Origin of the sequence: Microbacterium paulum, from assembly GCF_015707995.1 — a bacterium.
Taxonomy (GTDB): Bacteria; Actinomycetota; Actinomycetes; order Actinomycetales; family Microbacteriaceae; genus Microbacterium; species Microbacterium paulum.
This window is the reverse complement of sequence record NZ_JAAGRY010000031.1, coordinates 22506-36311: the sequence shown is the minus strand read 5'-3', so window position 1 is coordinate 36311 and position 13806 is coordinate 22506. Positions and strand designations below refer to the sequence as shown.

Sequence of the window (13806 nt, the reverse complement as noted above, 5' to 3'; positions counted from 1 at the left end):
GAACTGGATGAAAGCCCTCGAGCAACTCTCGATCGTCTACCCCGAGCGCATCAACCGCTACCTCTAACACCCCGAGGCAAGGCCCACTTACACACACAACTTGACAAGCTCGGGGAAGCATCTAGCGGATGGGAGAACCCGAGCGAGTAGCGAGCGTTGCTTTGGGGTATACCCCAACACAACACACCGATACCTGACCTGAGGGCGTGGCGATAGAGTCCTTCCGAGGAGATCGCAACGAAACTGGGCAGGGATCTAGAGATGCCGCAACGCACACAAACAGTCGGATACGTCCGCGTCAGCAGCGACGACCAGAACCTCGCCCGCCAACTCGAAGCAATCGGCGAAGTCGACCGAGTCTTCTCCGACAAGGTCAGCGGGGGCAGCCGCAACAACCGCACTGCCCTTGACGAATGCACCAAGTACATCCGCGACGGCGACACCGTTCGCGTTGCGTCGATGGACCGGCTCGCACGATCGCTGCGGGACATGCGGGACATCGTCGACGAAATCATCGGCAAGGGCGCGGCGGTGCAGTTCGTCAAGGAGGGGCAGACCTACTCCCCCGACACGAATGACCCTCTCTCACAGCTGATGCTGCACATGCTTGGCGCGTTCGCTGAGTTTGAACGCGCGCTCATCCGGGAACGCCAGGCCGAGGGCATCCGGATCGCCAAAGCGGAAGGCCGATACCGCGGTCGAGCTCGAAAGCTTACGCCCGTCCAACTCGACGAGGCACGCCAACTCATCTCGACCGGCGTTCCGAAGGCTGAAGTCGCCCGCCGGTACGAGGTAGACAGGAGCACGCTGCACCGCGCTCTTGCCGACCCCCAGCAGTAGCCGCGGGCCATCACCCGGCTGCCTACAGCCGGCGCGTTGAGCGCCCCTCGCGCGGGCAGAGGAGCGAGCGGGCCAACCACGACACATGTAGCTGCCATCGTCGCGTAAGCTCACAGATTTAAGACTGCCCGCTGGATTCCCGGGGAGGGCAAATCAGTTCGCGGTGCCGCCGAGCTTTGTGGCCTTGGCTGTTGCTTCGGTTCCCTTGGCGATGGTGTCCACGATCTGGTTGAGCTGCTCGTTGGACGGCGTCGAGTGCTTCGCGGCATCGCGACTGCTGAACCTGGACAGCGTGTTCTTGATGAACACGGTGTCACCCAGTGTGCGGCGGGCACTCGCACGCTCGGTGTCGTCGGCGCTGGCGTAGAACGGCTCCAGGGCCGTCAACGCGAGCTTCACGTCCTCCGCGCTGTCGGCTTCCTTGAAGTGTCGGCGCGACTCGACAGTGAGAAATGAGCCGACTCCGACGAGCGCCAAGACGAGCGCGCCTCGAAGAATGCCGTCGCCGATCGTCAACGTCATGTCTTTGCTGATCGCGACCCACATGACCCAGGCCCCGACGAAGAGTGCGGCCGCGAAGAACGCGAACGAAGCCCATCGCAGCCCGTGTGCGTTCCAGCGCTCCCGCTTAACGCGACCTGCCCAGTCCGTTGCGGTGAGGTTCCCGGCGGCCTGTTCCACCAGCCGGCGCCCCGTGAGCGCTGCCGTCGACAGCAGCTGAACGTGCGTCGCCATCTCGTCGTCGTGCGCCTTTTCGCGCGTGTCACGATCCTGTTCCCAAGCGGCGAGTGCGGACTCCCACTCGCGGCGCAGCTGCTCATCGGCGGTGCTGACGACCTGCGTGATTGTCGCCGCATCAGCGTTGAGCTTTTCCCGCTGCGCGGCGATCTCCTTGGCGAGCTTCTTGAGCTCGGCAGTCTTCTCGTCTGCTTCAGCCTTGAGCGTGTTGAGAGCTTCGCGCACCCCGTCCAACTCCTGCTGGCGCGCGGCTACAGCGGTGTCGAGCGCAACGAGGTAGCTCTCGTTCACTTGCCTAGGCGGGGGCCCAGGCAGTTGCCGCACACGCGCCCGCAACTCGTTGACGTAATTCTGGTTCGCCCACGATGCGAATGACTGTTCGTCGGTGGAGAGCTGGTTGAGGTAGTTCGCGATGGCATCCAGCGTGTCGTCGTACAAGTCCGGCTGAGCATTCGACTTCGAGCGTGCCGCGGCTTCGAGCATCGTGATGACCGTAAGCCTGTTGTCCTCGTACGGCTGCTGTGAGTACTTGACAGTCTCGAGCGCACCCCTCTTCAGTTCAATGAGGTCCCACACGCCGTGCTGTCGGTATCGCTCGATCGCGGTCTGCGCCATGTGTAGAAATGTATCGGCGGGCAGCGACATCGGAATGCAACGCCACGTCTCGGGGAATGACCGTGGACACGCGGCAATCTCCGGGCGGAGATCGACCCACCAGAATGAGGCGAACGAGCCGCCCCAAGCGAGAGGGAAATGTGTCAACTGACGACGACAAGCTCCTTGGTGCGTTCGCGCGCTTCCTTGAGTTGCAGGCGACCCTAGGCGCCGACCACGCGCGCGAGCAACAGCTGTCAGCGGCCGAGGGCTCCCGGCTCGCAGACGATGACAAGGCCACGCACCCGATCCAGATCAGCCAGTTCGTCAGCTATTGCCTCATGCAGGCAGCCGACATGGCCGAGTCTTCACGCGCCATGCTGCGTCGAGACGATGGAACCATTGAGTTGCCTTTGGTCGCGCTGTACCCGCTTCTGAGGGCTCAGATTGAGAGCGCCAGCATGGCCGCATGGGTGCTCGCACCGGAGGACCGTCGTACGCGCGTCGTACGTCGCCTGCAGGCCGGTCACGATGAGTTGACTTTCGACACCGCGCTCGTGAAGAGCGGCCTGGTTGGCAAGACTGCAGCGGAGACTCACGACACCGTGCGCAAGGAAGCGACTCGACGAAAGGCGCACAGGCAGCACCTTCGCGACGTAGCAGCGGCGAACGGCATCTTCGCGGACGAGTACGAGAACTGCCGCCCCAGCTGGGAGACCATCGTGCGCGACGCCGGCGAGGCGCTCGGCATCGAGCACGAGAAGCTGGTCTTCATGTGGCGTCTCGCGAGCGGGTTCACTCACCCCTCGATGCGCCGAGGGGCGCTCGGCCTCGCGTTCTCGGACATCGAGATCAACGACGGCATCGTCCGTGGCACGCTGTCAGCGCGATCAGACTGGATGCTCATGATCCTGGCGATCAGTCACCGAGCGACGCACGCTGCGGTGGCGAAATGGCACGACTCCAAAGCGACTCCATAGATCGATTCGTAGCTCGGTGACTCCTCGGTTGCTCTTGGATCACTCACCCAGGTCATCGAAGTTGAAGCTACCCTGCCCGGCTTGTTCCTCCCGAAGCTGCTTCGCCGAGTGCTTCGCAGCAGGAGTGGCAGAACTCGCGTCCTCGCCGAGCCCTGCCAAGTCCTCCACGATCTCCCCAGCGAGGATCTCGGCCAGGAGCTCTGCTTGCTCGCCTTCGAGATCAACCAGCAAGCCGATGACGTTCAGGAGGTCGACGAGGTCAGTCGTGTACTCAGGCAACCAGTGATCCGGCTGAATCTTCATGAGGTCCGAGACGCGTCGATCTCCGATGACGGGACGGGACCGGTCGAGCTTCCGGTATGAGAACCACTTGTCGATAATGTTCACGCCGTCGATGGAGTACGCGCGAATGGCCGGCGTCACCCGGTCGATCACCCCCTGACCAACCGAAAGGCGCTGAAGATCCGCGTCATAGGTGAGCGTGTTCGGGAAGTCGGCGTTCGTGGCCGGGATCGCCGTCACGTTCTGCGGGGCGCGGTCGGCGGGTAGCCGAGGCACCCCTCCCAAACTCGCCAACTGTTCTGTCTGTTTCATCCGCTGCCCGTAGGTCTGGTACCAGATGGACCGCTTGCCGTTAGCGACTGCACGGTCGAAGAGGTCGGCTCTGGCTGTCATCGGGATTCGTACCCCCGGCGTCGTCAGATCACTCGCGAAGGTCGTGACGTAGGCAGGGTGGGACGCCACGGCAACGATGTACGCCGCGACCTCGTCGGCAAGCACCGGACGTCCGTAAGCGAGCTCGAGCGCGTCCAGCACTTCAGATCTCAGGTTCGGCGTGATTGCAGCGGCGTCAGCCCACAACGGGTAGGCGCGCCCACCCCGACCGCCATAGTGGTGCATGTCGGGCGGAGTGGCGCACACGGTGAGACCCGCGGAGCCACTCGGCGCATCGACGTTCGGTGCGGTGATATAAACCTGCGAGCCAGATGCCGTCGCCCATAGAGTCGGGTTGGGGCGGTTCAGCACACGCTTGTCAGGGATGATCCACTGACGGTCGAGAGAGCGGAATGCGTATCGAATCGGCGGTTCGGCGCTTGTGTCTTCGCCGATTCCTACCCCGCGTATCGTGTATCCGGGGAGTGCATCGGTAAGTGGTTTGTCGACCCTCAGGCCCGCGCCCTCTGTGAACAGCTCGCGCTGCCGCTCAAGCCGCTGTTCAGATTGAAGCGCCTTCACCCGCTCGTTCAAGGTCCACGAATCTGAAGCGATGACCCAGGTCCGACCGGTCATCGCCCCGGAACCGTCGTAAGTGAACAGATCGTCGAGGAGAGGATGCCGCGTCCATCGCGGGTCGCCGACCGCAGTGAACGGCGACCGCGGCGCGTCGGAGACTTCTTCCCACCCGTCATCGTCGAGCGAGATGGCCGCAAGCTCCGCGAACTTCTTCTCGCGGTTGCCTGCAGCCAGTGTGCGAGTTCTCACAGAGGCAGCCGTCGAGCTTCCGCCGGGTCTGCGCACGGCAATGACAATGCACACTGGATGCGGCACAGCTTGGAATATCCGAGTATTCGTGTCGGGCATCATGCCCTCCGGTGAGCAGTCAACGACGAAGATGTCCGTCGCCTGCTCGCGCATCTTCGCGCGCATCTGCTGGAAGCCAGCACCATCCAGGAAGCCCGCAACGGTAATGAAAGTCACGATGCCTGGGGAGTCCTGCGGGACCGAGTCGAACACCTTCCATGTCGCCCAGCGCCAGAAGTAGACATAGGAGTTGCGCAATTGCTTGAGGTGAGGCCCAAGCTTCCACTCTTTGGGGGGCGTGAAGTCATCCAGCGGCACGAAGCCGTCCTTCGCGCCGCTCTCGACCCAGCCGCCCTTGCCCTTGGCTTTGTCCTTATACGGCGGGTTGCCAAGAACAACGAGAATCTGCTCGTCCCGCTTCACCTTGTCAGCGTGGCGACGCGACTCCGCGATCGGCTCGTAGAACTGTCCGATGGTGCGGTGCTCGGCGTTCGGGTCGCTCAGCGTGTCGGCAACGTAGGTCCTGAGGTGGTCCGCTGTTGCCCCCGAGCCGAGTGCCGCGAGCTCGGCGAGTAAGCGAAGCTGAGCCACGGCATACGGCCCGAGCTGGATCTCGAAGCCGATGACCTTCTTGAGGCGTTCAGTAAGCGCTGGACCTTGCGCAGCAGGGCCGTAGTCAGCGGCATGGCGCTCGGCAACGAGGCGCAGCGTCTCCAGGAGGAAGGCACCGGTTCCCATCGCCGGGTCAATGAGCGTGACCGTGTCGTCAGCAAGGCCGGCGGGCAGCTCGAGCAGGTTCTGGACCGCCTCATCGGTCAGCTTTGTCATCGCGGCGACGACGGGGATCGGCGTGTAGTAGCTGCCGGTCTGCTTACGCAGTTTGCTGTCATAGGTCGCGAGGAAGTCCTCGTAGAAGTACAGCCAGGCGTCTCGGCGACTGCCTTTCTCGACCTTCTTCCAGTCCACCGCGGAGAGCACCCGCTTCGCGGTGTCGAGGACAGCCTTCAGTCCCGATTCGTCTTCTGCGACCGTTCCGAGGACCTGGAGCGCGCGACCGATCAACGAGTTCGTCGCCCCCAGCTGCTTGCCGATCTGATCGGTGTCCTGCTCGATCGAGATATCTTTCGCCCGGGCGATGAGCAGGCCGAACATGACGGCTTGCGCATATCCGTCGGCGAACTGTGCATCGTCAGCTGTCGGGAACAAGAGGTTCCGCCAGTCATCCGCCGTGGAGCGGAGAGTCCGCGCGCCATCGCTGAGCTCGGAGACCACTTCTGCTCTCAACAGTCGACTCAATCGCGCGGACACGCGAGCGAGCTCGCCTGCGTTAGCCGGCGGGATCGGCGTCCAGCTCAGGAACGCTCGGAGCAGCCCTTCCAACGACTCGCTGGCGGCCAGGCCAGCACCGGCGCTGGCCACATCGCCGTCGAAACGCTCAATACGACCGACCAGATCTCCGTTCTGCCACAGCGACCACGACTGGGCGTCGGTGTAGAGCACGTTCGGGAGAAGTCGAAGCCGCTCGAACTGAGATTTGTCGTGCTTGTTCTTGTACGCACGTGGGTCGGCTCCCTTTCCGAGCGCCTTCACCTCGACGAAGCCCGTCAGCGCGCTGCCGATTGTCACCGCGAAGTCGGGGCGGGACGAGATGTCCGCCATCTTCACCTCGCCGATCACGTTCACGTCAGTGAAACCCAGCGCGCCAGCAGCCGCGCGCAGAAAGGTGTCCAGCGGTGTCCGTAGCTGTTCTTCGGGGTCACCCGTGACCACGGGCTGCGCCAGCTTTTGCTTGAGTTCGGCGCCAAGCGCGCTGACGGCGGAGTCGACAGTTGTGGCCATGAGCCACACCCTACTAAGCACGCGCGACACCAATCACCTACGACGCGATCTCGCGCCGCTACCGGACCCGTTGGGATCGCATTCTGAACCGCCCCCGGTTCCTGCCGTTCCTATTCGGGTTCCAGCACCGGGTGGGCTGGTCTTTCGAGGTCAGCGTAGTACGCGGCCTCATGCTCATTGGGTGGGACGTCGCCGAGGGTGGAGTGCAGTCGCCTGGCGTTGTACCAGTCGACCCAGCCCACCGCGACCCGTTCGACTTTGCCGGCCCGGTCAGGCGGCACCACTCGCCCATGAGCCAAGTGTGATGCTCGAATTGAACGTCCCCCAAAACGCCACCAGAATTGACATGTCCGATGACACACCACACGCCGGAGCTCGTGCCACCGGACGCGACAAACCCCAGGTCAGAAGATTATAGAGGGTGACATCTCCAATGACACCGGGCAGCAGGAGTAGCGTAGACGGGTGACTTTCGACCATGTGCGCTCCGCCGCAACGGGACCGGGGTGGCGCGGCTGGCTCATCTGGGGCGTCGGGGTCGCGGCGTACATGCTTGCGGTGGTCAACCGCAGCTCGCTGTCGGCGGTCGGTGTCGACACGGCTGAGCGGTTCGGTGCGGATGCCGCGACGCTGTCGATGTTCGCCGTGGTGCAGCTCGCGGTCTATGGCGGAATGCAGATTCCGATCGGGCTGCTGCTCGACCGCTACGGCGCCCGGCCGATCATGACCATCGGCATGCTGCTGATGGCGTCCGGGCAGCTGACTCTCGCCTTCTCCCCCAGCGTCGGGGTCGCGATCTTCGCGCGCATGCTGCTCGGTGCAGGTGACGCCGCGGTCTTCCCGGGCGTCCTCCGCCTCATCGCCACATGGTTCCCCGCGCAGCGCGGGCCGCTGATGAGTCAGCTCACCGGCCTCGTCGGTCAGGCGGGTCAGCTCTTGGCTCTCGCTCCCCTGGCATCCCTGCTGCACGCGACCAGCTGGGAGATCGCATTCGGCGGCATCGCGGGTCTCTGCGTGCTGTTCGCGATCCTCGTCGCGGTGTTCATCCGCAATCACCCGCCGGAGATCGGCGCCGACGTCACGGTCGACACCGACACGGGCGCGATCAAGATCGTGCGCTCCTCGATGGACACCGGGGTCGGCATCCGCGCGGCCTGGGCGCACCCCGGCACGCGGCTCGCCTTCTGGTCGCATTTCACGACCCCCTTCGCCGGCACCGCCTTCGTGCTGCTGTGGGGCATGCCGTTCCTCACCGCCGGCGAAGGTCTGTCGAAGCCGCAGGCGGCCGCGATCCTCTCGACGTACGTCGTGGTGGGCATGGGCCTCGGTCCCATCATGGGCGATCTGTCGCGGCGAATCCCCCACCTGCGCTCGCGCGCCCTCGTGCTGCCGGCGATCGCGGTGCAGGCGACCGTGTGGCTCATCGTCATCGCGTGGCCTGGGCCCGCCCCGATCGCCCTGCTGTATCTCCTCGCGTTCGCCCTCGCCATGGGCGGGCCGGCCTCGATGATCGCGTTCGACCACGCCCGCACGCACAACCCGGCGCACCGCCTCAGCACGGCCACCGGCATCACCAACGTCGGCGGCTTCCTCGCCGCCCTCATCGCGATCTTCGCGATCGGGCTCGCCCTCGATCTGCAGGGCGCCGGCACACCGAGCACCTACCAGTTGGATGCCTTCCGGCTGGCCTTCCTCACGCAAGTGCCGCTCTGGGTGATCGGCTGGACCTTCATCGTGATCGAACGCCGGAAGACCCGCGTGCTGCTCGGGCTCGACGAACCGCGCCGCGGCCGCCCAGCCCGAGCACGCGACTAATCAGACGACGCCGTCGCCCGAGCTGCTGGCCTCGGTGCGGGTGACCCGCTCCCCCGCGACCGGGTCGACCGTGCGCGTCACCTGTTCGGTCGACCGGCGACGGAACACGAACACGAGCCCGATGAGGAAGACGACGACGCCCGCTCCCATCAGGATGTAGCCGACGAGGTCGAGGTCGATGAACTGACTCGTGTCGACGTTGATGGCGAAAACGAGGATCGCTCCGATGACGACCAGGGCGATGCCGGCTCCGATACTCACGATGATGCTCCTGACGGTGGGTGTTCCGGGGTGGACCGCACAATCTTCGTGGATGCCACGAGATCGTGCGTCCCCCTTGACAGCGTCCCCCTCCGCATGCTCACAACATGGATCGCGGCGCGACCTCGATCCACTCGCCGCCGAACTTCGCCGCGCGCCCATCGCCGGACGACGTGCCGGTGAGGCGCCGCTTGACCCACGGCCCGAGGTGCTCGCGGAAGTAGTCGCCCCGCGCGAGCCGTACCGTATCGTCCCGTTCGGGCAGCTCCCACCAGCCCTCCGGCACGGTCTCCCCCAGCGCGTCGAGCACCCGAGCGGCGACACGGTGGTGGCCACGGCTGTTCATGTGCAGCCGATCCTCCGACCAGAACGAGGGGCTCGACAGCGCGGCATCCGGCCAGTTCAGCGCCTGCACGACGTCGGACCGCCCGCCCATCCGCGCGACGACCGCCTCCGACATGACGTCGCCGCGGCGCTGGATCAGCCGGCTGAGCGGCAGCTGCGCCGACGGGTTCGCGCCGGACAGCAGGATCAGCTGCACGCCCTCCTCATCGCAACGGCGCAGCACCTGGCTGAACGCGTCGGCGATGTGGGAGATGGAGGTGCGCGGGCGGAGCATGTCGTTGCCGCCGCCGTTGAACGACAGGTGCGTGGGCTTCAGGGCGAGCGCGGGCTCGAGCTGCTGGGCGACGATCGGCCACACGAGCTTGCCGCGGATCGCGAGGTTGGCGTATTCGATGCTGTCGCCGCGCGAATCGGCCCAGCCCTGCGCGGTGAGATCGGCCCACCCCCGCACGGTGCCATCGGGGAGCTCATCGCCCACGCCTTCGGTGAACGAGTCGCCGATGGCGACGAAGCGAACGGATGCCACCCGACGAGCCTACGCGCACAGCAGCGTCACCCCGCGCACGCCTCCCACCCCGCTCGGCGACCGCCGCGCCCGGCGACGGTGTCGCCGGGCGGGATGCTGTCGAGGTCCGGGGCGCCGCGCTCAGCGATCGTCGAGCGCGGCGCCGCGCCGGTCGGCGAGCCCCCAGGCCGCCGCGGCGGCGATCACGAAGAAGGCGCCGAACACGGTGAACAGGAGCGGCGCGCCGCCGAGGCCGAGAAGCACCGGCACCGTCAGCGGTGCGACGATCGACGCGATGCGGCCGACCCCCGCGGCCCACCCCGATCCCGTCGCGCGGAGCGACGTCGGGTAGTTCTCCGGCGTCACGGCGTAGAGCGCGCCCCACGCGCCGAGGTTGAAGAACGACAGCGCCATCCCGGTCGCGATGATCGCCCCCTCCCCCGTCGCCGTGCCGAACAGCACCGCGGCGATCGCCGAGCCGACGAGGAACACCGACAGTGTCGTGCGCCGGCCCCACACCTCGATGAGCCAGGCGGCCACGGCGTACCCGGGAAGCTGGGCCAGGGTGATCAGCAGGGTGAACCCGAACGACTTGACGAGGTCGTAGCCCTGCGCGAACAGGATCGACGGGATCCAGATGAACGCGCCGTAGTAGGCGAAGTTGACGCAGAACCAGACGATCCAGAGCGCTGCGGTGCGCACGCGGAACTCCGGCGCCCAGAGCGTCCGCAACCGATCGCCGGCCGACAGCCGGACCGGCGTGGCGGCCGGCGCGGCTTGGGCCACCGGCTCCACAGACCGCTGCGGCCGGCGACGCCGCGACGTGCCGAGCGGCGCCGCCGTCTCGAACCGCTCCGCGACCGCTTCCGCCTCGTCGTGCCGACCCTGGCGCTCGAGCCAGCGCGCCGACTCGGGCAGGCCCCAGCGCACCACCAGCGCGTAGGCCGCGGGGATCGCGCCGAGGGCGAAGGCCCACCGCCACCCGTCGGCGACGTTCGGGATCACGAGGTAGCCGATGAGCGCGGCAGCGGTCCAGCCCACCGCCCAGAACGCCTCGAGGATCACGATCAGGCGCCCGCGCATGCGCGCCGGGGCGAACTCGCTGACGTACGTGCTCGCCACCGGCAGTTCGGCTCCGAGGCCGAGCCCCACGATCACGCGCAGTGCGATGAGGGCGGCGAGCCCGCCGACGAGGGCGCTCGCGCCGGTCGCGAGTCCGTAGATGAGCAGCGTCACCGCGAACACCGATCGTCTCCCGAACCGGTCGGCGAGCAATCCACCGAGAGTCGCACCGATCGCCATGCCGACGAACCCGGCCGAGGCGATCCACGAGGCCTGCTCCCCCGTCAGCGACCACTCGGCGATGAGGGCGGCGAGCACGAAAGAGACGAGCCCGACGTCCATGGCATCCAGCGCCCAGCCGAGCCCGGAACCGGTCAGCACCTTCAGATGCGCCCGCGTGAACGGGAGGGCGTCGAGACGCGCCGACACCGTCGAGGTGGCGCGGGGGGAGGCATCCGTCATGGATGCATGCTACTCAGCCGCGCGCCAGCAGATCGTGCACCATGGGCGCCACGACGGTGCCGTAGAGCTCGATCGAGTGCAGCAGCTTGCCGTGCTCGAGGGTGCCGTTGGCGTACTTGAGGTCGAACCGGTCGGCGCCGAGCGTCTGCACGGTCGCGGCGATCTTGCGGGCGACGGTCTCGGGCGAGCCCGCGTAGATCGCACCCTCGGGGCCGATGTCGTGCTGGAACTGCAGCCGGCTGTACGGCGGCCAGCCGCGCTCCGCGCCGATCGCGTTGTGGTTCGCCTCCATCGCCGGGTAGAGCTCCTCCCACGCCTGCGCGTCGGTGTCGGCGATGTGTCCGGGCGAATGGATGCCTACCGGCAGACGGTCCCGCCCGAACGAGTCGAGTGAGCGGTGGTAGAGGTCGACGTAGGGGCGGAAGCGCTCGGCCGAGCCGCCGATGATCGCGAGCATCAGGCCGTAGCCGTACCGGGCGGTGCGCACGACCGACTCGGGCGATCCGCCCACGCCGACCCACGCCGTGATGCCGTTCGCCGTCTTCGGGTAGACGTCGGCACCGTCGAGCGCGGCGCGCGTGGTGCCCTGCCAGGTGACCGGCTTCTCGTCGCGCAGCTGCGAGAACAGGTCGAGCTTCTCTTCGAAGAGCACCTCGTAGTCGGCGAGGTCGTAGCCGAACAGCGGGAACGACTCGATGAAGGACCCGCGCCCGAGGATGACCTCGGCGCGCCCGTTCGAGAGCGCGTCGAGCGTCGCGAAGCGCTCGTAGACCCGCACCGGGTCATCGCTCGAGAGCACCGTGACCGCCGTGCCGAGGCGGATCTTCTCGGTGCGCGCAGCGGCCGCCGCGAGCACGAGCTCGGGGCTTGACACCGCGAACTCGTGACGGTGGTGCTCCCCCACGCCGAAGAACGACAGCCCGACCTCGTCGGCACGCACCGCCTCGTCGACGATGTCGCGGATCGTCTGCGCGTCGCTGGAGCGGGAGCCGTCCGCGCGCAGCGTGATGTCGCCGAAGGTGTCGAGACCCAGTGCCAGTTCATTCATGTGAATGTGAACCATCCGCGGGGATGCCGCATTCCCGGCATCCGTCCGTCAACGCACCCCGCGGCGGGCCGTCACTCCGCGAGAGCCATCCGCAGGGTGTCGAGGCCGACACCGCCGAGGCGCAGCGCCCGCATGTGGAAGCGTTTGATGTCGAAGTCGTCGCCCTCGCGCTCGGCGGTCTCGTCGCGGATCTGCTCCCAGATGCGCTGACCGACCTTGTACGACGGCGCCTGCCCCGGCCACCCGAGGTAGCGGTTCACTTCGAAGCGGATGAACTCGTCGGGCATGTTGACGTTCTGGCGCATGAACTCGAGCGCGTAGTCGGCGTCCCACACACCCTCGCCGTCGAGGCGCGGCTTGCCGAGGTGCACGCCGATGTCGAGCACCACCCGCGCCGCGCGCATGCGCTGGCCGTCGAGCATGCCGAGCCGATCGGCGGGGTCGTCGAGGTAGCCGAGCTGCTCCATGAGGCGCTCGGCGTAGAGCGCCCAACCCTCTGCGTGACCGCTCGAGCCGGCGAGCAGGCGTCGCCACGCGTTCAGCTCGGCGCGGTTGTAGACGGCCTGCGCGATCTGCAGGTGGTGGCCCGGAACACCCTCGTGGTAGACGGTCGTGAGCTCACGCCACGTGTCGAACGAGTCGACGCCCTCGGGCACCGACCACCACATGCGGCCCGGGCGCGAGAAGTCGTCTGTCGGGCCGGTGTAGTAGATGCCGCCCTCGTTCGTCGGCGCGATCATGCACTCGAGCGTGCGGATGGGCTCGGGGATGTCGAAGTGGCTCTCCCCCAGCTCGGCGACAGCGCGATCGCTCGTCTCTTGCATCCACGCCTGCAGCGCGTCGGTGCCGTACAGTTTGCGGGCGGAGTCTTGCTCGAGAAAGGCGACGGCCTCCGCGACGCTCGCGCCGGGGAGGATCTCGTTCGCGATCGCCTCTTGCTCGGCGACCATGCGCGCGAGCTCGGCGACACCCCACTCGTACGTCTCGTCGAGGTCGATCTCGGCGCCGAGGAACCGGCGCGAGTGCAGGGCGTAGAGCTCCCGCCCGACGGCGTCGTGCTCGGATGCCACGGGTGCGAGCTCGTCGCGGAGGAACGCGGCGAGTTCGTCGTAGGCCACGCGCGCGGCGCCCGCGTGCTCCGATACCGCCTTGGCCAGGGAGGCGGGAAGGTGCCCCTCGGCGGGCACGGCGTCGTGCGCGAACGACGCGAAGAACCCGGTGTCGGAGGTGTAGCGGGCGATCTGGGTGACGACCTCGCGCACCTGGCGCCGCGCGGGCACGACGCCCGCCTCGATGCCGGCGCGGAGCGTCTGCACGTACCCGTCGAGGGCGGCCGGGACGGCGCGCAGCCGGTCGGAGATCATCGTCCAGTCCTCGACCGTGTCGGTCGGCATGAGATCGAACACGCTCCGCAGATCTTGCGGGGGCGAGGCGATCACGTTGAGGTCGCGCAGGTGCGCTCCCGCCTCGTAGAGCGCGATCGACAGGCGCAGGTCTCCCGCGAGGTCGGCTTTGGTCACGACGTCGACCTCGTCGACAGGCTCCGCGGCCTCGAGCGCCGCGAGGGTCGCCTGCGTCGCGCGGTAGCGCGCCTCGTGCCCTGCGGGCGAGAGGTCTTCGAGGCGACCGTTGTGCTCGAACCGCCCGATGTAGGTCGCGACGGTCGGCACGAGCTCGGCGACCTCGTCGACCCAGCCCTCGGCGATCGCGTCGACGGGCGTGGGGGTGCGCGGGGTGGGCTGTGCGTCGGTCATTCCTCGAGCCTAATCCCACCCTCAGCGACACCGGGTGTCAGC

General features: G+C 67.0%; 10 protein-coding genes and 1 pseudogene. 3 read left to right on the top strand and 8 right to left on the bottom strand.

The genetic code is table 11. The annotated features are described in order from the left end of the window. Positions 1-261: 261 nt before the first annotated feature. Complete coding sequence (locus G3N18_RS08875; RefSeq protein ID WP_196383928.1) at positions 262-840, top strand: recombinase family protein; 579 nt, start codon at positions 262-264, stop codon at positions 838-840. A 153-nt stretch (positions 841-993) separates the two neighbouring features. On the opposite strand, the gene G3N18_RS08870 is transcribed toward G3N18_RS08875, so the two are convergent. After that, entirely contained in the window at positions 994-2193 is a 1200-nt protein-coding gene (locus tag G3N18_RS08870; protein WP_196383927.1) for a hypothetical protein, read from the bottom strand. Positions 2194-2333: 140 nt separating this feature from the next. On the opposite strand from G3N18_RS08870, the gene G3N18_RS08865 reads away from it, so the two are divergent. Beyond that, positions 2334-3152 (top strand): hypothetical protein, encoded by an 819-nt coding sequence (locus G3N18_RS08865; RefSeq protein WP_196383926.1) that lies wholly within the window; start codon positions 2334-2336, stop codon positions 3150-3152. A gap of 39 nt (positions 3153-3191) precedes the next feature. Here G3N18_RS08865 and G3N18_RS08860 read toward each other — a convergent pair whose 3' ends face one another. Next, complete coding sequence (locus G3N18_RS08860; protein WP_196383925.1) at positions 3192-6512, bottom strand: type ISP restriction/modification enzyme; 3321 nt, start codon at positions 6510-6512, stop codon at positions 3192-3194. A gap of 110 nt (positions 6513-6622) precedes the next feature. Then, a pseudogene (locus G3N18_RS16600) lies at positions 6623-6769 on the bottom strand (IS3 family transposase); the annotation flags it as partial. 292 nt (positions 6770-7061) lie between these two features. On the opposite strand from G3N18_RS16600, the gene G3N18_RS08855 reads away from it, so the two are divergent. After that, positions 7062-8327, top strand: a complete 1266-nt coding sequence (locus tag G3N18_RS08855) for an MFS transporter (protein ID WP_196383930.1) — start codon at positions 7062-7064, stop codon at positions 8325-8327. On the opposite strand, the gene G3N18_RS08850 is transcribed toward G3N18_RS08855, so the two are convergent. The 5 genes from G3N18_RS08850 to G3N18_RS08830 form a co-directional block, all read right to left on the bottom strand. Beyond that, complete coding sequence (locus tag G3N18_RS08850) at positions 8328-8588, bottom strand: DUF6458 family protein (protein ID WP_196383924.1); 261 nt, start codon at positions 8586-8588, stop codon at positions 8328-8330. Positions 8589-8688: 100 nt separating this feature from the next. Then, entirely contained in the window at positions 8689-9459 is a 771-nt protein-coding gene (locus G3N18_RS08845) for a GDSL-type esterase/lipase family protein (RefSeq protein ID WP_196383923.1), read from the bottom strand. A 120-nt stretch (positions 9460-9579) separates the two neighbouring features. Further along, a complete protein-coding gene (locus tag G3N18_RS08840; protein ID WP_196383922.1) occupies positions 9580-10962 on the bottom strand; it encodes an MFS transporter in 1383 nt (460 codons plus the stop codon). 13 nt (positions 10963-10975) lie between these two features. Continuing rightward, positions 10976-12010: an LLM class flavin-dependent oxidoreductase gene (locus tag G3N18_RS08835; protein WP_196383921.1), complete on the bottom strand. Its 1035-nt coding sequence runs from the start codon at positions 12008-12010 to the stop codon at positions 10976-10978. Positions 12011-12081: 71 nt separating this feature from the next. Beyond that, positions 12082-13764, bottom strand: a complete 1683-nt coding sequence (locus G3N18_RS08830) for a DUF885 domain-containing protein (protein WP_196383920.1) — start codon at positions 13762-13764, stop codon at positions 12082-12084. Between the last annotated feature and the right edge of the window lie 42 nt (positions 13765-13806).

What these genes read in the sequence shown, in the direction of transcription:
- G3N18_RS08875 (WP_196383928.1), top strand. Translation starts at nt 262, where the DNA reads ATGCCGCAACGCACACAAACAGTCGGATACGTCCGCGTCAGCAGCGAC.
- G3N18_RS08870 (WP_196383927.1), bottom strand. Translation starts at nt 2,193, where the DNA reads ATGGCGCAGACCGCGATCGAGCGATACCGACAGCACGGCGTGTGGGAC.
- G3N18_RS08860 (WP_196383925.1), bottom strand. Translation starts at nt 6,512, where the DNA reads ATGGCCACAACTGTCGACTCCGCCGTCAGCGCGCTTGGCGCCGAACTC.
- G3N18_RS08855 (WP_196383930.1), top strand. Translation starts at nt 7,062, where the DNA reads ATGCTTGCGGTGGTCAACCGCAGCTCGCTGTCGGCGGTCGGTGTCGAC.
- G3N18_RS08840 (WP_196383922.1), bottom strand. Translation starts at nt 10,962, where the DNA reads ATGACGGATGCCTCCCCCCGCGCCACCTCGACGGTGTCGGCGCGTCTC.
- G3N18_RS08835 (WP_196383921.1), bottom strand. Translation starts at nt 12,010, where the DNA reads ATGAATGAACTGGCACTGGGTCTCGACACCTTCGGCGACATCACGCTG.
- G3N18_RS08830 (WP_196383920.1), bottom strand. Translation starts at nt 13,764, where the DNA reads ATGACCGACGCACAGCCCACCCCGCGCACCCCCACGCCCGTCGACGCG.